This is a genomic window from Flavobacterium sp. YJ01, assembly GCF_029320955.1.
In the GTDB taxonomy this organism is placed as follows: domain Bacteria; phylum Bacteroidota; class Bacteroidia; order Flavobacteriales; family Flavobacteriaceae; genus Flavobacterium.
The window spans coordinates 281,850-301,420 of the sequence record NZ_CP119757.1; the positions used below are offsets into that span (position 1 = coordinate 281,850).

Genomic DNA, 19,571 nt, shown 5'->3' on the forward strand with positions numbered 1-19,571 from the left:
CATTCTGATAGAATCTAATTTTCAAAATCTACTTTCTGATCTGCTTTCTCTTTAAGTTTATAAGCAATATATCCCAAAATCATTGTGAAAGGAATTAAAGTTAAAGGAGCTAAATTTCTGGCTGTATCATTGGAAATTTTATTCATTGCTTCCTTCTGTTCTGCTGAGATTTCATTGTTTGAAAAAAAACCATCTTGATTTAAATCAAAAGCAGAAAGTTCTTTTTTATTTTGATAATTCTTAAAAGCAATTATCGAATTCAATAAAATGTATGCTAAAACAGATATTAAAAATCCAAATTTAATAGGGGTAAAAAATCTCATCAGGTAATTTCAAGCAAATTTAATTAAACACAAATATGCTGTTTTATTCAAGTTTTTACTTACGGAAAACCTCATTATTGAAAGATATAACATTAATTTAATAAACTGTTTGCCTTTAATATTATGCATTACAAAAAACTATTAAACAACATTCTAAAATATCTAGCGTTGCAGTATTCTCTTTATTTTGTACTTAATAATTGTATATTAGTTTACTGCCATAAACTATTTTAGTTTTTATTTTTTTTTGCATCAATTCTCAACAGGACATCTAAACCAAATTTATAAAGCCAATGAAAGACAGGGATTATATATAATAAATCGATATCTTCAAATCATCCAAAAAAGATGTTGTAATTTGTCTTGTCCTATATTAAAAAAAAGAGACAACTACATAATAGTTATCTCTTTTTACATACAAATTTGTTGATTTTTCAATCCTTTTACGGCTTAATATTTTATCGTTCGATTTTCATAAGGAATCTTTAGTTTATTTCAAATAAATAAGCCATCGTCGAACTATCCATACATATTTTTTATCTCCGACATAACAAAGGTACTTTGGGTGCTCCCTATACTTTCAACTGATCCTAATTTATTAAATACAAAATCCTGATAATGCTTCATGTCTTTGGCAGAAACTTTCATTAAAAAATCGTAATCACCAGAAATATTGTAACATTCCACGACTTCTTCTATTTTCATAATATCATTAACAAACTGATTGCCAATATTGCGATCGTGCTGTTTAAGTTTGATATTACAGAAAACGATAAAACCTCTGTTTAGTTTTTCTGCATCTAACAAGGCTATATATTTTTTAATATAGCCATTGTTTTCCAATCTTTTGATCCGCTCAAAAACAGGCGATGCCGAAAGATTTACCATTTTAGCAAGCTCTTTTACAGTGTATTTAGAATTATCGTGAAGTATATTTAATAACTGAAGATCAATATCGTCTATTTGTTCCATCGAATAGTACTTTAAACAGGTTTAATTTATTTTTAAATCAGAATAAAATTCTTCAAATATAACCAAAAACAATACAGAAATCTTATTTTTCGCAAACTAAAAACATAACATACTGCAAAGTTTATTCTCACAGTATTAAAATCTAAAAGACACCGTTTTATCACTTCATAAATAGAATTATACTTCTTTTCGTCGAGCCATACCCTGAGCAATGATGCTGGCAGCAATCAATTGCAAAGCATGATAAAGCATGAGCGGTAACAATACGATGCCGGTGATGGTACTGTGCTGAAAAAGTACTTTTGACATAACGGTGCCGTGTACCAATGACTTTTTAGATCCGCAGAATAAGACAGTAATACGGTCTTCATCTGAAAAACCAAGCAAGCGACTGAGTAATCCGACACAAAAGAATACAGCAAAAAACAACGCCATCATCCCTGCAGCAAGTCCAGCAAGTTCAAGAGCGGTGAAACCTTCAAAAAGATGTTCGGAAAATGACTTACAAAACGACGTGTAAATAATCGTTAGAATAACTGCCTGATCAAAATATTTGAGCTGTTTCTTGTATTTTTCGGCAATGGCTCCTAAACGCGAATTGAGGCTTATGCCAATAATAACAGGCATCAAGACTTGAAGAATCAACTTTAAGACGATTTGAGTAACATCAAAATCGCCTGCCGCAGAAGCTATAAAAAGCCCAACCCAGAGTGGCGTAACCACTACTCCAATCAAACTGGAAATACTTGCATTGAAAATGGCTGCGGGTATGTTTCCCTTAGCAATCGAAACCATGACCACGGAAGAGGATACTGTAGATGGTAAAGCTGCCAGAAAAAATACACCCAGCCAAAGCAGCTCGAAGCCGTTATTGACAAACAACGGGCGAAATGCCAAAACAATGAGCGGAAAAAATAAAAAGGTGGTCAACTGAACGACAATGTGCATTTTCCAGTTAGAAAGTCCAGCTTTTAGTTTCTCAACACTCAGTCGCATGCCATAAAACAAGAAAATCAAGGAAACGCCAATATTGGCAATCTCCTCAAGCGAAACTGGTTCTTTGACCATACCTGGCTTTGGCAAAAAATAAGCCATCAGAATCATGGTGACTATCATTAACAGGAAACCGTCGAAACCTGCTTTTTTTAATACTTCTAATAATTTCTTCAATGTGTTTTAAATATTATTCCTCCGTAGAGGTACCGACTTCATTATTAATATATTGAGACTAAATCCCAAGTTCTTTGCGTATAATTTCTGCTCCTGCGCTTAAAGCACTTAACTTGCCTCTAGCTATGTTTCGGGATAGCGGAGCCATACCGCAGTTTGTAGAAGGATAAAGATTTTCGGCATTTACAAACTCAAGAGCTTTACGCAGGGTAGTAGCTACTTCTTCTGGTGTTTCGATAGTGTTGGTTGCCACATCAATGGCACCTACCATCACTTTTTTACCACGAACAAGTTCCATTAAATTTAAAGGCACATTAGAGTTGTGACATTCTAAAGACACCACATCAATTTTAGATTTTTGAATTTTCGGGAAAATTTCTTCGTATTGTCGCCACTCTGAACCTAATGTCTTTTTCCAATCCGTATTGGCCTGTATTCCATAACCATAACAAATATGAACCGCAGTTTGACAATGTAAACCTTCAATGGCTCTTTCTAAGGCTGCCATTCCCCAATCGTTTACCTCATCAAAGAACACATTAAATGCAGGTTCATCAAACTGGATAATATCTACCCCTGCATCCTGAAGTTCTCTTGCTTCTTCATTGAGTGCTTTCGCAAATTCCCACGCCAATTTTTCACGGCTTTTGTAATGGTCATCGTGTAAAGTATCCACCATTGTCAGCGGGCCTGGCAATGCCCATTTTATAGGCTTATTAGTCTGTTTACGCAAAAATTTAGCATCTTCAACAAAAACTGCTTTTTGACGTGCAACCTCACCTACAACCACTGGAACACTCGCGTCATAACGATTACGGATTTTTACTGTTTTACGATTTTCAAAATCTACACCGCTTAAATGCTCGATAAAAGTTGTTACAAAATGCTGGCGTGTCTGCTCGCCGTCACAAATGATATCTAAATCTGCCAATTGTTGTTCCTGCAGAGAAATGCGCAACGCATCTTGTTTTCCTTCAAGTAGCTGATCGCCTTCTAATTTCCATGGTGACCAAAGTTTTTCAGGTGGTGCAAGCCAAGCAGGTTTTGGTAAACTTCCAACAATAGAGGTAGGTAATAATAATTTCTTCATAATAGTATAATTTTAAGGCGTTGTAATCAATTAAAGGGCAAAATTAGAAGACCATTCTTCCAGGAGACTTTTGTAGGGCTTAATGAAATGCTCTTCTGCATATTTTCCCTGTTCAACAGCCAATCGACTGCGTTCTTCGCGATCATAATCCACGCGAGTCAGTGAATAATCTTCGTGTTTAAGACTAGGCTGATAGATTTTTCCAGCCACTGAATTTGCATTGTAAATTTCAGGGCGATAAATCTTCTGGAAAGTCTCCATTGTGCTGATTGAGCTGATTAATCCAAGATCAGTATAATCAGCAAGTAGATCTCCAGAATGATAAAAAGACATCGGTGCCACACTATTCGGAGGCATAAAAAAACGAACTTTTAAGCCCATTTTAGAGAAATAGTCATCAGTGATAGAATATTGATCCTGCAGATACTCAAAACCCAGAACCGGATGCTGATACTCCGTGCGAGTATAAGTTTTGTTGCTCGATACGCTTAGACAAATGATCGGTGACATCTTAAAGTGCTCTTTGTAAGTAGCTGAATTGACAAAACACTTATAAAGTTTTCCGTGCAAATCACCAAAATTTTCAGGTATAGAAAAATTAGCTTTATTTTTATTGTGCTCAATCAATAAAATACTAAAATCATAATCACGAACATAAGAAGAATAATTATTTCCGGCAATCCCTTCGATTTGCTGGCCAGTTGTACGGTCAATAATATTTGTTTTTAAAACTTCAATCATCGGTAGATCGTTACTACCATTCTTATCATCAATAATCATTGTTACTGTAAGAATTTCAAGTTCCACATGATAACGATCTGCTTTTGGATTATCCAAATGAGCCAATGCATTGAATCGATTGTTAATCATATTTAAGGCATTACGTAAGTTTTGCTGGCGATTAGCTCCTCTGGCCAAGTTGGCAAAATTGGTTGTCAAACGTGTTTTACTTGAGGGGTGATAATTTTCATCTAAACAAGTGCTTTTTAGCGTGAATACAAAATCATTCTGGATTGTATTCTGGGTATTTTCAATATCCTGCTTTTCGCTTATTCTTAAATCTTCTTGTATGTTCGCTTTCATGATGACAAGGTTTAGTTTTTTTACCCTGCAAATTTGAAAATAAAAGATTTAATATTTTATAAAACAAAAAAAATAAGACAATTATTCTTTTTTAATACAATTTTAAAGATTATTAATCTTTTTAAAAATATAATAACAGAGAAAAACAGATAATTATTCTTTAGAGAACTAGGATATGACTGATTTGAAGTTTCCCATACCAATTCAAGACTCGAAAAAGAAAACAATATCGTTTATATTTGCCAAAACTTAAGATAGACACAAGCAATGAATTTGATAGAAAATTTAAAATGGCGTTATGCCACAAAAGCTTACAATAACATTAAAGTAACAGAAGAGAAGATCGATCAGATTTTAGAGGCTATAAATCTTACAGCATCTTCTTGTGGTCTGCAATCTTACCGTGTTTTTGTTGTAAGCAATCCGGAAATTCAAAAAAAATTAGGTGCTGATTCGTATAATGGACAGATTAGCTCTTGCTCTCATTTGTTAGTTTTTGCTGCAATTACTGACATGTCTTCGACTTATATTGACGATTACATAGCAATGACAGAAAAGCAAAGAAGTCTTGATGCTGGCGCCTTATCAGGATTTAGAAATGGACTGCATTCCTATTTCAGCACTATTAATGCAGAGCAAAAAGCACATTGGGCTTCCAAGCAGGCTTATATTGCATTAGGAACTGCTCTTATTGCTGCGGCAGAATTGAAAGTGGACGCCACTCCTATCGAAGGATTTAATCCAACCACTATCGATGCCGTTTTGGGTTTAAAAGAAAAAGGATTGCATTCTACAGTTATCCTCGCTTTAGGATATCGGGATTCGGAAAAAGACTATATGGCAGCTACGAAAAAAGTTCGTTTGCCTATAGATGAAATGATAACTAAAATTTACTAGTAGCGTTAGTTTTCAAAACCATGAAAGACAGAAACTACCTATAATAAGACAATATCTTCAAATCATCATAAAAAGATGTCGAAATTTGTCCTACAGAAATCAAAAAAAAACTCTAAATCAATGATCTAGAGTTTTTTTTACATTTATAACACTATTAGGTCCTACTGCTTTAAACTAAGCTACATTTACATCATCTATTTTACTATTAAATCGTTCCAGAAAATCAAGATATAATGGTACACTTCTTTCTATCCATTCTTGTGATGGCTCAAATGTCATTCCGTAGTAAGCAAAAAATGGTTGGTAATCTGCTTTTATATAATCGAATAAAGCTTCAAACGGACGGGTTAATTCTTCTAGAGTATATTTAAAAACTGTTCCGTGCTGCAAATGTTCTTCTTTCAAACCTAATGAAATGGCAAGCGCAACTTTCTTTCCTCCAAATTTAAAACCGCTTTTACTCCAGTATGCCCAACCATGTGTTAAAACCTCGTCTAACCATTTTTTCAATAAAGCTGGAGAATGATACCAATAATAAGGAAACTGGAAAATAATATGATCATGTTCTTCAATCAATTTTTGCTCTGCTTTTATATCAAAACTTTGTTTTTCATGAGTCAAAATTAGCTCGATATGGCACTAGCCCATTTCATTAAAAGTTCAAAAAATATCCTATAAAGTTTAGAACAAATGAAGATTAAAGCTTCTGCTGAAGCTGTTTTGGCGTATTTCTATATTTTTGTTTAAAAGAAGCTACAAAATGTGCCGGAGTTTCAAAACCAACTTCATACGCGATTTCTGTAATGTTCATTTCTGATCGCAGTAAACTATAAGCTTCTTCCAGTCTTCTTTCCATAATCCATTTTCCGGGATTCATTTTAAAGGTTTGGCTAAACTTGCGCTTAAAGGTTGAAAGACTGCAATTGGCGAGAAATGCATATTGTTCTAAAGAAATATTTTCTTTATAATGACTTTGCATTAACTGCACTAAATCTGGATTTAAATGCGTATCGAGACTTCTCAGTTGTGCCTCAAAATAATGTCCTTCGGGTGCCGAAATTAAAATCTGAAACAACTCACGAATTTTTAGAGGTAAAATAGATTCTAAACGTTTAGGATCTGTATTTAATGTAAGACAAGTTTTAAGTTGTGTTATTAAAGCACACATCAATTCATCTGCCGGAAGAAGTGCCATATCGCTTCTGCATGGAGAAAATTTCCCAGAAAGAGATTCATTAATATTTCCTAATACATTATCAACTTGAGAACGAAGCCATTCATCTGAGAAAAAAATGATAATCGATTCATAACCTTTTTCAGGATTATCAACTTTATCTGTAACCAAATAAGAACCTTTTTTCATAAAATAACCAGAACCCGCAGGAACAATAATTTTACTGCCATGATCCAGAATTTCTTTTGTTCCTTCCAATACAACACTAATGAGATTCATATGCACGCACATGTTGGCTCTTTTTATTTCTTCTTTCTGTTTGTAATGAAAAAGATGAATATGTTCATTCCAAGATAAAACATCTGGGCTTTCTTTTATAATAGCATTGCAGTTAAGATCTTTCATAGTGTTTTTATTTAGAAAACAGACAACAAACGTACAATCATATAAATTAATCAGGAATGGATAATTTTTACTTTGTGATGGATAAAATTAAAATAAGTAAACCGCTCAATATGGCGGTTTACTTTCTAGATATTCAAATTTTTTATAACGAACCAGCCTTTACAAAAGTCTGCCATCCGCGCATCGTTTCAATAAAACGTTCGCTTAATCCCCTTTGTCTTAGATAATCTGCCATGACAGGCAATTGTGGACTATCGTACATTGGATTTGCTTTTACCTGAAGAGGAAAATCTCGCTGTAAAATTGCAGCACGTGCGATAAGCACAAAATCACAGCCTTCATCTAGAAGTTCTCCAGCACGTTGTGCGCTCATAATTTTCCCTGCTGCTCCAAGACGAACTCCTTTACGCGGAAGTTCGGTAAAAACGCTGAGCATGGTTTTTCCTTTAAAAGTTCCTTCGCGAACAATTTGTGCTGAATCCCAAAGTGCTAAATCTAAATAGTCAATTAATTCACGATTGAAAATATCGGCTGTAACTTCACGTAATTCTTCCAAAAGCAAGCCGTAACGTTCAATAGACAAACGCCATCCAATTTGAAAATTTGGACCGCAAGCTTTACGAATTCCTTCAATAACTTCAATCGTAAAGCGTGCACGATTTTCCAAACTTCCTCCATATTTATCGGTACGATCATTTAAATTTGGCGACATGAATTCTGAAAGAATCCACCCGAATGCACCGTGAACAGAAATTCCGTCAAATCCTGCCAATTGCGCTCTTTTTGCCGCAGCGATAAAACTGTCTCGAATACGTTCTACTTCTTCTGTCGTGATTGCTTTAATTCCTTCTAAAGTTTTACTCGAAGCTGGAGCTGGGATTCCGCCAATTGAAAGTTTCGCGCGATGCCCCGCATGATGCAATTGTACGGCTGACAGCGCACCGCCATCACGAATCGCCGATGCCATTTTTGTCAATCCTGGCAAATGGTCATCACTATGAATTCCTAATTGTCTTTCAAACGCGATTCCTCCTGCTTCTACGGTAGAAGCGCTGGTTTGAATTAATCCATAACCACCTTGTGAAAGTTGTTCCATCCAATATTGATCGTATTCAGATGCAGTGCCATCAAATTCACTTTGCTGACTGGTTAAGGGTGCCAGCATGAAACGGTTTCGCATTGCTGGACCGTGCAGCAAAGTAAGCGGTTTAAATAAATCAGAAACAGACATATTGTTTATTTTTTTAAGTTCTACTTATGTGAATTATTATCGAATGCAAAGTTGTGGAGATAATCATTCGTGAAAAATGGATGATTTTTACTTTATAATGGACGTTTTGAACCTACTATTCTAAAGACTTTACTTGAGAAAAAATTCTCCATTATAAAGTAAATTTTCTCCATTCTTTAGCCGGCATTGTCGTCAGATCTTTGCCTTGTTAATAAAATTTATTTAAATGAAAAAAACAGCAATTATTATTCTATCTGATCCAAAAGCGGGTTCAGAAGAAGCATTAGGACGTGTATTCAATGCTTTAGCATCGGCATATGAATTCAAACACGAAGGCGAAGATGTAAAAATTATTTTTCAAGGAGCAGGTATAAGATGGCCTGAACAACTAGAAAAACCAGAGCATCCTGTTAATGCTCTTTATAAAGAAGTAAAAGATCATGTTAGCGGTCTTTCTAAAGGATGTGTAGCTGTATTTGGCACCGAAGTTTCTGGTTATGAATTATTAAATGACAACGAAGTTCCAGGAACTCCAGGTTTACCAAGTTTTGTTAACCTTAGAAAAGAAGGTTACGATATTTTGATTTTCTAAATCAGCTCTTAACTGCCCTTTTTCACTTTAAGGGCAGTTTTTTTATTTACAAATATTTAATGTGATCAAACCTTTGTTTTTTGAGTAATTTAGCATAGCTGGATACTCTACAATCAATATTTAAGTTTTAAAATTATGCAGGAAGATGTTCAATATTACATGAATCAATGTTTAGATCTTGCCAAAAGCGCTCTAAAAGCTGGAAATCCGCCTGTGGGTGCGCTTATTGTATTTAAGGGAAAAGTAATTGGTAAAGGAATCGAATCAGGAAAATCTACGGGAGACATTACCAATCATGCAGAAATATTGTCTATTGGAGATGCTATAAAAAACGGATATCCGGATAAACTGCATCTGGCAAAAATGTATACTACACATGAGCCTTGCATTATGTGCTCCTATATGATTCGCCATTATAAAATAACGGAAATTATTTATGGTACAGCTGTTCCTTATGTAGGCGGTTTTACTTCAAAATTTAATATTCTAGAAACAGAAGATGTTCCAAAATGGGGAAATAAACCAAAGATAACTGGCGATGTTTGTGTAGAAGAATGCAATACGCTCAATTCTCAATTTTTAGAATTAGTAAGCAAATCTAAATAAGTATGTTATCTCAATCTGTATATACGCTTGTTAACCAGCAAAATGGCAATTTATCATTCAAGGTATTTGAATTTGATAACAGCAGTTATTTTGATCATATTCAGCGAAATAATTATTTTACCATAATCATCATTACTTCAGGCGAAGGATTAGCTAAAGTTGATCTTTGCGAATATTCTTTTAAAGAAAATACCTTATTTGCTTTCTACCCGTATCAGCCTTTTATGCTAGCTTCTGAAGGACCGCTTACTGGAATTTCTATTCAGTTTCATCATGATTTTTTCTGTATTTACAGACATCATAAAGAGATTGCTGCAAATGGAATTTTATTTAATAATGTTTATCAGCACCCTTTTATTCTTTTAGATGAAAATAATAAACAAACTTTGATGAATATTGTCAGAGAAATTGTCAATGAACTGAAAATGGATGCTTTGAGAAAAGATGAAGTTTTGGTTTCTTATTTGAAAATATTTTTGGTATTTGCTACAAGAATAAAATTAGAACAGCAATCTATTAAAAATGAAAATAGCAACGACAAACAATTGCTTATTATTCAGAACCTAAGAAATGCTATCGAAGATAATTTCAGAATTAAACATTCTGCTAGTGAATATGCTGATATGCTGCATGTAACGCCGGTTGTTCTTGCACGAGCTGCAAAAAATCATTTTAATATGACACTTTCAGATTTAATTACTGAACGCATTATTGTAGAAGCCAAAAGAGAATTATATCTCACCAACAAAACAGTAAAGGAAATTGCTTACGAGCTGGGTTATGACGACGAATATTATTTTAGTCGTGTTTTTAAAGGAAAAACAGATATTTCTCCACAGCTTTACAGAGATACTATTGGTTTTAATAGAGGAGCGTCTTAAGATAAATTCTTGTCTTCCATAAAATGAGTTTGAACCTGTATCGCAAACGTCATAAAAATAAATCCCATTTCTAAATGAAATGGGATTTATTTTTAAAACTATCTATTTTTTATTTTTAAAAACTTTATAAAATACAAAAAGAATAGCCAGCCAAATAGGAATTAATTCTACAGATATCTTCATATTCGTCATCCACATGATGGATAAAATACCCAATAAAAATACGAAACAGATGTAATTGCTTATTGGATAAAATATGGAAGCAAATTTGGTTTTTGTGTTTTCCTTGTCTTTTGTACGTCTAAATTGTAAATGCGTATAGGAAATCATAACCCAATTGATAACTAAACAAGACACTACTAAAGACATTAAAATACCAAAAGCTTCTTCTGGAATTACTTTATTGATTAAAATACAGATAGCGGCGAAGCAAGAAGAAATTAAAATAGCATTAACCGGTACTGCTTGTTTGTTTAACTTCTTTAAAAATTGAGGAGCGCTACCCTGATCTGCTAAACCAAATAACATTCTTGAGTTGCTGTACACACTACTGTTATATACTGATAAAGCTGCGGTTAATACAATTAAATTAAGCACATTGGCGATAAGCTTTGTAAAAAATATTTTATAGCCAAAAAGCTCAAATTCCATTCCGTTTAGATTTTGAAAAACCATTACAAACGGACTACTGTCTGTAGTAATTTGTCTCCAAGGCGACAAAGCAAATAAAATGACCAATGCACCTACATAAAATATAAGAATTCGATAGATGACTTGATTGGTTGCTTTTGGAATATTTTTTTCTGGATTTTCTGCTTCAGCAGCGGTAATTCCAATTAATTCTAAACCACCAAAAGAGAACATAATTAAAGCCATCGCGGACAATAAACCTTGAAAATTACCATTTGCAGTTTTCTCAAAAACACCTTTTGGAAAGAAACCTCCATCGTTATACAAATTATGAATTGTAGCGTGTTCTCCTCCTGTCCCGCTTATTAACAAATAAGTGCCAAAAAGAATCATTGCAATAATTGCGGCAACTTTTATAATTGAAAACCAAAATTCAGTTTCTCCGTAGACTTTTACAGAGGCAAAATTTAAAGCATTAATAACCAGAAAGAAAAATAAACTAGATGCCCACAACGGAATTTCTGGCCACCAAAACTGCACATAAACTCCAATAGCTGTAAGTTCAGCCATACTGACTAAAATATACAAAATCCAATAATTCCAACCTGATGCAAAACCTGCAAAAGAGCCACAATACTTATAAGCAAAGTAGCTAAAACTTCCAGATACAGGTTCTTCAACAACCATTTCACCAAGTTGCCTCATAATAAAAAAGGCAATAATTCCAGCAATCGCATATCCTAAAATAACAGATGGTCCTGCTAATACGGCTGCTGGACCAATTCCGAGGAAAAGACCTGTTCCTATAGATCCGCCTAAAGCAATTAACTGAATGTGTCGATTAGTCAGCCCGCGTTTAAGCTGATTGTTTTCTTGATCTTCCTGTATTTTTTGTTTCACAAATTAGATTTTTAAATGAGTTGAATGTACTCACAAATGTATAAACAGCGAAGATAAGTTAAAAAAGTAATCGTACAAAGCTCCGTTCAGCGGTATTTATAGAATGATTTAAACATAGTTATATTTCATAAAAATGAACTTAAAGTAAATCTACTTTCACGCTATTTATTTTTCCTTCAAACTTAAAAGGTGCTTTTTTATAATAACGAATAGATACAGGACCGCCTAAATCTTTGCCAACATCAAAAGTTTCGCTGGCAGTAAAGGCAACAGGAACAGTTCGTTTTACTTCGCCTTTGGCATATTCTTTTCCATCAACCGAAATAACAATTTCAGCAGGAGCGCCCGGTTTTGCGATAGTAGTTAAAACTTCGATTTTATGTTTTCCTACCGGAATTTTTGCGGATGATTCAACGTAATAGCGTTCTATAATCAGCATATTATATTCGTAAACTAGTTTTCCGTTATCCATAAATAAAGTCACACCGCCGCCAGAACCTCCAAGCGCATACAAAACTCCTGAAGCATTTTCTTTAACCTCAACATCGGCAACTACTTTATTGCTTTTTTTGCCTAAACCAGGCGCGCTGAATTCAGGCATACGTTTCGTGGTTTCATCAAAAGTCCATGAAGTGTAAGGCGCTTTTATAACATCTTCGGGATGAATGCGAAGCCAAATTCCGGCGCCAATCGGGTAATCTTTATTCTTTTTGGCTTCTTGATTAAATACTTCCTGAAGTTCTTTTAACTTCTGCGGATTTTTAGATGCTAAATCGTAATACTGTGTATAATCTTCTTTTATGTTGTACAATTCCCAAACATCTTTTGTAGAATCCCATTCGGCTAAACCTTTTTGAGCGGGAATCCAAGGATATAAAGGTCCAAAAGTACAGGCATACCATCCGTCTTTGTAAACTCCACGACTTCCGTTATTATCAAAAAACTGAACTTTGGATACTTCTTTTGCTTTGGCATCATTAAAAGTATATTTAAAACTTACTCCATCCAGAGGCATTTGCTCAAAACCATTGACCACTTTTGGTGCTTTAATATTCAAAATATCATAAATAGTCGGCACAACATCGTTTATATGATGAAACTGGCTTCTAGGCGTACTGTCCGGTTTTATCATTTTCGGCCAGCGCACAACCATTGCGTTTTGTGTTCCTCCAAAATGAGAAGCTACTAATTTGGTATGTTTAAAAGGCGTATTTCCCGCCCAAGCCCAAGCTGCATGATAATTATTCTCTAAAAGAAGTCCACCAATCGCGTCAAGTCCGCCAAGTTTATCTAAAGCTTCTAATTGCTGTTGAATGGTATTCGAAACACCATTTTGAGCCAATAATTCGCTTATTGAACCATTTTGTCCTTCGGCACTAGAACCATTATCTCCCCAAATAAAAAATACGATTGTATTGTCTTTTTGTCCATTCGCTTCAAGCGCATCCAAAACGCGTCCAACTTCATGATCGGCATGTTCTACATATCCTGCAAATACTTCCATCATACGAATTTGAAACGCTCTTTCAGATTTTGGAATACTTTCCCAAGAAGCCATTGTTTTATCTCTCGCCGTCAGCATGGCACTTTTAGGAATCCAGCCTAATTCTTTCTGGCGTTTAAATACTTTTTCGCGATAAGCATCCCAGCCATCATCAAACTTTCCTTTGTATTTATCTGCCCATCCTTTAAAAATATGGTGTGGTGCGTGCCCAGCTCCTGGAGCAAAATACAACAGAAATGGCTTGTCTGCCGCATACGATTTGTGCTGATTCATCCATTCAATAGCGTGATCTGCCAAATCAGTTGTAAGATGGTATTTTTCGTCTTTTGGAGGTTCAACTGGAGTGAAATCATTTATTAATCTTGGTTCATATTGCGAAGTTTCTCTAGCGAGAAATCCGTAAAAATGCTGAAATCCGTAATTGACGGGCCAATAATCAAAAGGTCCGGCAACCGTCGTCTGGTTCGCTGGCGTATTGTGCCATTTTCCAAAAGCAGAAGTGCTGTAGCCATAATTCTTTAAAACCTCAGCAACCGTAGCAGCTTCTTTCGGAATAATTCCGGTATAACCGTCCCAATCTACAGCTCGTTCTGCAATAGTTCCGTTACCAACATGCGTATGGTTTCTGCCTGTTAATAAAGCGGCACGGCTTGGAGAACAAATTGAAGTGGTATGAAATTCATTATAAGCAATTCCTTCTTTAAAAACTTTGGTTAAAGTCGGCGTATTGACTCCGCCTCCAAAAGTTGATGGCGTTCCAAAACCTAAATCATCCATTAAAATAATAATGATATTTGGTGCGTCTTTTGGTAAATGATCTGGCTGTACTCTTCTTTTGTGTGTACTTTCGGCTAGTGTTTCGTTGGCAACACTGGCACTCGGAACAGGCGCAAAAGGCAAAACATCTTGTGCATGAATTTTAATGTTATTACCTAAAATCAAAACAAACATTAAAAATATAATGAAGCTATTTTTTTTGAAAGAACAGTTAAATATTAAATTAATGCTTTGCTGTAAATTATAATATTCTTTCATGATTTTGGGATCTTAAGGGTTTTGATACAATTTTCTAAACTCAGTCTTTATCAACTTTTCTTGGTATAGACAATTTTTGTCTTTCCTATTTTTCCATTGAATGAAAACGGAGCCTGATCGAAATAGTCTAAAGAAACGGGAGAATCTAAATCGGTTCCAATATCAAAAGTGGCATTTGACGTAAAATGAAGAGACATTGCTGTTGGAACCGTTCCCTGGTCAACTACTGCGCCATTTACTTTTAGTGTTACATTCATCGAACCGCCAATTTTATCAACGAGCTTCGATTCGACTTCGATTTTTACTTTACCTTTTGGTAATTTATCTTTTGATTTAACTTTAGTTCGCTGGACTTCAAACAAATTAAACTCGTAGTTTAAATAGCCATCTTTTACATAACAGGTAACACCACCCGAGAATCCTGCGAGTGCATACAAAACTCCGTTTGCATTTTCAGGAACTTCTACATCCATTGTTACGATACTGCTTACTTTTCCTAATTTTGGAGCCGCTGATTCTGGCATTCCTTTTATTGGCGTATCAAAAGTCCATTGTGTTAAAGGAGAAGAAGGCGCATCTTCTGGGTGATAAAGTGCGGTTGACCATAATCCGCCACCAATTGGAAGGTTTTTATTTTTGGCTGATTCTGTTAAAAATAAAGCTTTCATTTCTTCCAGCTTTTTAGGTTCTTTTGCAGCTAAATCAACTGCCTGCGACCAATCCTGATCCAAATTATATAACTGCCAAGTATCTGTTAATGGTGACCATTGTTTAATGCCTTTCGGGATTCCTCCTACCCAAGGTTCTCTTGGTCCTCTTGCACTTGCAAACCATCCGTCTTGATAGATACCACGACTTGCCATAATATCAAAAAACTGTGTATGACGTGTTCCTTTCGCTTTTGGATCAGTAAAAGTATAAACCATACTAACGCCGTCTAATTCGTCTTGTGGAAAACCATTTACTACTTTTGGAACAGGAATTTTGTCGATTTCAAATATAGTCGGCGCAATATCAATTACATGATGAAACTGTGGTCTTGGCGTTTTATCGTGTTTAATTCCTTTTTTCCATGAAATTGCCATTGGTTGGCGTGTTCCTCCAAAATAAGCGCCCTGCAATTTTGTTCCCTGATACGGCGTACTTGTTGCCCAAGCCCATCCGGCATTGAACATATTATCTGTTTTTGGTCCACCTAGGACATCTAAACCTCCTAATTCGTTTAAAGCGGCAATATGTTGTTCAATTTTTGTGGGAATTGCATTTTGGGCTAATTGTTCGCTGATTGTTCCATTTAAGCCTTCGGCAGACGAACCATTATCGCCCCAGATATAAATGATAATTGTATTGTCAAGTTCTCCCAGTTTTTCGATTTCGTCAATAACTCTTCCCGCATTAAAATCGGCATGTTCGGCAAAACCCGCCCATATTTCCATAAGACGTCGCTGAAAAGGTTTTTCTGCTTCTGGAATATTTGCCCATGATGTCATCGATTCTGCTCTTGGCGTAAGCAACGTATTCTGTGGAATCCATCCCAATTCTTTTTGACGTTTAAATACTCTTTCGCGGTAAGCGTCCCATCCGTCATTAAATTTGCCTTTGTATTTGTCTGCCCATTCTTTCATTACATGATGTGGGCCGTGAGCTGCTCCAGGTGCCCAATACACGAAAAAAGGCTTTTCTGGTGCGTATGCTTTTTGTTCGTTTAACCAAAGTATTGCATCATCAGCCAAATCTTCTGATAAATGGTAATAATTATGTCCACCAGACGTTTTCGGATGTTCCACATAAGTGGTATTTCGTACCAAAGTAGGTTCATATTGCGAAGCTTCTCCGGCAAGGAAACCATAAAAATATTCGAATCCGTAACCTGTTGGCCAATAATCGAATGGTCCTTTAGATGTAATTTGTTCTTCGGGCGTATTGTGCCATTTTCCAAATGCTGCGGTATTATAACCGTAATCTTTTAATATCTCAGCTATTGTTGCAGAACTCTTTGGAATTGTTCCGCTAAAACCATCAAAATCATTTGCAATAGCAGCAATTTGACCGTTGCCCACACGAGTATGATTACGTCCTGTAAGCAAAGAAGCACGCGTTGGCGAACACATGGCTGTTGAATGAAAACGATTATATGAAATTCCTGTATTGGCGACTTTGGACAATGTTGGCGTATTTATTTCTCCGCCATAGGTCGAAGGTGCACCTGGTCCAGCATCATCCATTAATATAATTAAAATATTAGGTGCGTCTGCCGAGAGATGTTTAGGCTCTGTTCTTTTTTTGTAACTGGATGTTTCAATTGTAACTCCTGCCTGAGATGCAGACGGAGCTGGAGGAAATGGTAAAACATCTTGTGCGTTTACAAAAAATGAGCTTAAAATAGTTATGCTCAAAAAGAAAATTACCTTATTATATTTTGCAGTTTTCATTACAGACAGTTTATTAATTGAGTTTATATTTTTCTTAATAAGCTACAATATGGATGCAAAAAAAAAAATTAAGATTTTAAATTCACAATAACTTTTTCTATACTGCCTTGAAATTTAAACGGAACTTCATAATCTCTTGTTACAGGCGTTCCAAAATCTTCACCAACATCTAAGGTTTCATCTGATGAAAATCTTTTGGGAACAGTTCTAGGAATATCTCCTTTTGCAACTTCCTTGCTATCAACCAATATGGTAACTTTAGCAGCTTTACCTCCGCCTCCGCCTGCATAGTCGAAATTCATTACAATGGTATGTTTACCAGCTGTTAAGGGAGTTGGAGATTGTATTGTCCATTTGTGATTTGGATAATGAGAAAAAGCGTATGAGAAAGTTGGTTTTCCTTTTAAAAGCATTAGTGCTGTTCCTCCAAAATAACCTCCTTGTGTGATTATCATTCCTTCGTCTCCTGATTTCACTTCAATATCTGCTTTTATACTGTAGGATGTATTTTTCATATTTGGAGCCATACCTTCCGTAATACGTGAAGATCCTTGATGATATATAAATTCGTTTCTTCCTTTATTAAAATTAGGTCTGTTTTCTGGATTTAATCTTTCAATATATCTATCATCTAACGGATAAACTTCGTATTTAGATGCTTCTTTATTGAATTCGTCCTGCAACTCTTTTAATTTCTTCGGATTTTTAGCCGCAATATCATTAGTTTGAGAAAAATCGGTATTTAGATCATATAGTTCCCATTTGTAATCATTTACAGGATCTTTTGATGCCGGATGATTTCCTTCCCATGGTAATATTTTGGGTGTAGTACTTGCAATCCAACCATCTTTATAAATAGCTCTGTTTCCTATAATTTCAAAATATTGAGTGGTATGTTTTTCTGGAGCTTTGGCACTATCAAAAGTATATTCAATACTTGTACCTGCCATAGGTTCTTGCACAAAACCGTCAACACTTTTGGGAACTGGAAGCGTAGCTGCTTCTAAAATTGTAGGCACTATATCTGTAATATGGGTAAACTGACTACGAATTTGTCCTGTTTGTTTGATTTTAGCAGGCCAAGAAATGACCATTCCTGTGCGGCTTCCGCCTAAATGCGAAGCAATTTTTTTATCCCATTGATATGGTGTATTCATAGCGTGTGCCCAGCTTTGCGAATAATGTTCTGCCATCCACGGGCCTCCAAAATTATCTATGTTTTTTAACATAAATTCTTCTGTGTCTACCTCTCCGTTTACCATAATTCCGATTTCGCTGGTAAGTCCATGACCAGTTGGATCTTCGGCACTAGCTCCGTTATCACCCATAATGTAAATTATCAAAGTATTATCAAGTTCTCCCATATCTTTTATGGATTGGATCACTCGTCCTATCTGATAGTCACTATAAGCTAATTGAGCTGCATAAACCTCCATTTCTCTTGCTACGATTTTTTTCATATTCGGGCTTAAAGCATCCCATTTTTGATATTCACTTGGCGTTGGTGCCAGTTTTGCATCTTTTGGTATGATTCCCATTGCTTTTTGCTTTTCAAAGGTCATTTGACGCTGTTTTTCAAAACCATAATCAAATTTGCCCTTAAACTTTTCGATCCAATCTTTGGGTGCCTGATGCGGAGCATGAGCAGTTCCAGGAGTGTAATAAACAAAGAAAGGTTTATTTGGCGATACTGATTTTTGAGTCTGAATCCAATTAATTGCCTTGTTGGCTAAATCTTTGTCTAAAATATAGTTTTCATCTACTTTTCCATCGACAATATAAGGATCTACAGGTTTTGTATTCTGCATAAGAGCAGGTCTAAACTGGTGTGCATCTGCTCCTAAAAAACCATAGAAATATTCAAATCCTAAACCCGTAGGCCATAAATTGAAAGGTCCTGCAGGGCTGGTCTGCCAATCTGGAACATTATGATTTTTACCAAACCATGAAGTTCCATAACCATTATCGGTCAGGATTTTTCCAATTGATGCCACACTTCTTGGTACTAAACTGTTATATCCAGGATATGGAGTTGAAAATTCCATAATAATACCTGTTGCTGCCGTATGATGATTTCTTCCAGTAATTAATGCTGCTCTTGAAGAAGAGCAAACTGCTGTAGTATGGAAACGGTTATACGTTAAACCATTTTTAGCTAAATTGTCAAAAACCGGAGTTGGTATTGGTCCTCCAAAAGTAGAAGTTGCACCATATCCAACATCATCAATCATAATTAGTAAAACATTTGGTGCTCCATCGGGAGCACTAATTTCTTTGGGCCATTCGATTGGATCAGAATCTTTAATTGTGGGTGCAATTTTTCCTGTTTTCTGGTAAGGTTCAATAGGCAACACTGTTCTGTCAGGCCATGCATTAGACTGTTGTGCATTAACTAAGTTTATTGAAATTAGAAAAACCAGTCTGATAAAGTATTTGCTTAGAGGTTTCATGTTTGTTTTATTTTAGAGAATAAAATTAAGTACGAAAAACGGAACTGAAGAAGATATACGATAGCAAACATGTTGCAAATTATAATTTGCAACATGTTTATGATTTACAGATAATAAATACTATTAAAATATAAAAAGGAAAATCCTTCTTTATCGAAGGGTTTTCCTTTTTTATGAAATCAAGCAATCTTTTAAA

Annotated in this window: 16 protein-coding genes; 4 read left to right on the top strand and 12 right to left on the bottom strand. The window is 35.3% G+C overall.

The features are described 5' to 3' along the window. Positions 1-14: 14 nt before the first annotated feature. The 5 genes from P0R33_RS01320 to P0R33_RS01340 all read right to left on the bottom strand — a co-directional run bounded on the left by P0R33_RS01320 (position 15) and on the right by P0R33_RS01340 (position 4,638). Positions 15-323, bottom strand: a complete 309-nt coding sequence (locus P0R33_RS01320; RefSeq protein ID WP_276173736.1) for a hypothetical protein — start codon at positions 321-323, stop codon at positions 15-17. Positions 324-842: 519 nt separating this feature from the next. Continuing rightward, positions 843-1,295 (bottom strand): Lrp/AsnC family transcriptional regulator, encoded by a 453-nt coding sequence (locus P0R33_RS01325; RefSeq protein ID WP_155074587.1) that lies wholly within the window; start codon positions 1,293-1,295, stop codon positions 843-845. Between the two features lie 177 nt (positions 1,296-1,472). After that, on the bottom strand, positions 1,473-2,465 hold the full coding sequence (locus P0R33_RS01330) for a bile acid:sodium symporter family protein (protein ID WP_276173738.1): 993 nt from the start codon (positions 2,463-2,465) through the stop codon (positions 1,473-1,475). A 58-nt stretch (positions 2,466-2,523) separates the two neighbouring features. Next, the gene (locus tag P0R33_RS01335; protein ID WP_276173740.1) at positions 2,524-3,555 is read right to left on the bottom strand and encodes a methionine synthase; all 1,032 of its coding nucleotides are present in this window, start codon (positions 3,553-3,555) and stop codon (positions 2,524-2,526) included. Between the two features lie 30 nt (positions 3,556-3,585). After that, complete coding sequence (locus P0R33_RS01340) at positions 3,586-4,638, bottom strand: DUF1852 domain-containing protein (protein WP_276173741.1); 1,053 nt, start codon at positions 4,636-4,638, stop codon at positions 3,586-3,588. Between the two features lie 267 nt (positions 4,639-4,905). Between P0R33_RS01340 and P0R33_RS01345 the strand changes: the two genes are divergently transcribed. Further along, positions 4,906-5,535: a nitroreductase family protein gene (locus P0R33_RS01345; protein WP_276173743.1), complete on the top strand. Its 630-nt coding sequence runs from the start codon at positions 4,906-4,908 to the stop codon at positions 5,533-5,535. Positions 5,536-5,709: 174 nt separating this feature from the next. Here P0R33_RS01345 and P0R33_RS01350 read toward each other — a convergent pair whose 3' ends face one another. From P0R33_RS01350 to P0R33_RS01360, 3 genes are all read right to left on the bottom strand, one after another. Continuing rightward, positions 5,710-6,111, bottom strand: a complete 402-nt coding sequence (locus P0R33_RS01350; RefSeq protein WP_276173744.1) for an NAD(P)H-dependent oxidoreductase — start codon at positions 6,109-6,111, stop codon at positions 5,710-5,712. Positions 6,112-6,232: 121 nt separating this feature from the next. Further along, entirely contained in the window at positions 6,233-7,114 is an 882-nt protein-coding gene (locus tag P0R33_RS01355) for an AraC family transcriptional regulator (protein WP_276173746.1), read from the bottom strand. A gap of 142 nt (positions 7,115-7,256) precedes the next feature. Then, entirely contained in the window at positions 7,257-8,345 is a 1,089-nt protein-coding gene (locus tag P0R33_RS01360) for an NADH:flavin oxidoreductase (protein WP_276173748.1), read from the bottom strand. 226 nt (positions 8,346-8,571) lie between these two features. Between P0R33_RS01360 and P0R33_RS01365 the strand changes: the two genes are divergently transcribed. From P0R33_RS01365 to P0R33_RS01375, 3 genes are all read left to right on the top strand, one after another. Beyond that, positions 8,572-8,937, top strand: a complete 366-nt coding sequence (locus P0R33_RS01365; RefSeq protein ID WP_276173750.1) for a DsrE family protein — start codon at positions 8,572-8,574, stop codon at positions 8,935-8,937. A 135-nt stretch (positions 8,938-9,072) separates the two neighbouring features. Further along, on the top strand, positions 9,073-9,543 hold the full coding sequence (locus tag P0R33_RS01370; RefSeq protein ID WP_276173752.1) for a nucleoside deaminase: 471 nt from the start codon (positions 9,073-9,075) through the stop codon (positions 9,541-9,543). A gap of 2 nt (positions 9,544-9,545) precedes the next feature. Then, positions 9,546-10,424, top strand: a complete 879-nt coding sequence (locus tag P0R33_RS01375; RefSeq protein WP_276173754.1) for a response regulator transcription factor — start codon at positions 9,546-9,548, stop codon at positions 10,422-10,424. Positions 10,425-10,526: 102 nt separating this feature from the next. Here the strand turns inward: P0R33_RS01375 and P0R33_RS01380 are convergent, their stop codons facing one another. The 4 genes from P0R33_RS01380 to P0R33_RS01395 form a co-directional block, all read right to left on the bottom strand. Further along, on the bottom strand, positions 10,527-11,954 hold the full coding sequence (locus P0R33_RS01380) for an amino acid permease (RefSeq protein WP_276173756.1): 1,428 nt from the start codon (positions 11,952-11,954) through the stop codon (positions 10,527-10,529). A gap of 139 nt (positions 11,955-12,093) precedes the next feature. Further along, a complete protein-coding gene (locus tag P0R33_RS01385; RefSeq protein ID WP_276173758.1) occupies positions 12,094-14,493 on the bottom strand; it encodes an arylsulfatase in 2,400 nt (799 codons plus the stop codon). 50 nt (positions 14,494-14,543) lie between these two features. Beyond that, positions 14,544-16,925 (bottom strand): arylsulfatase, encoded by a 2,382-nt coding sequence (locus P0R33_RS01390; protein WP_276173760.1) that lies wholly within the window; start codon positions 16,923-16,925, stop codon positions 14,544-14,546. Positions 16,926-16,993: 68 nt separating this feature from the next. Then, a complete protein-coding gene (locus P0R33_RS01395; protein WP_276173762.1) occupies positions 16,994-19,375 on the bottom strand; it encodes an arylsulfatase in 2,382 nt (793 codons plus the stop codon). Between the last annotated feature and the right edge of the window lie 196 nt (positions 19,376-19,571).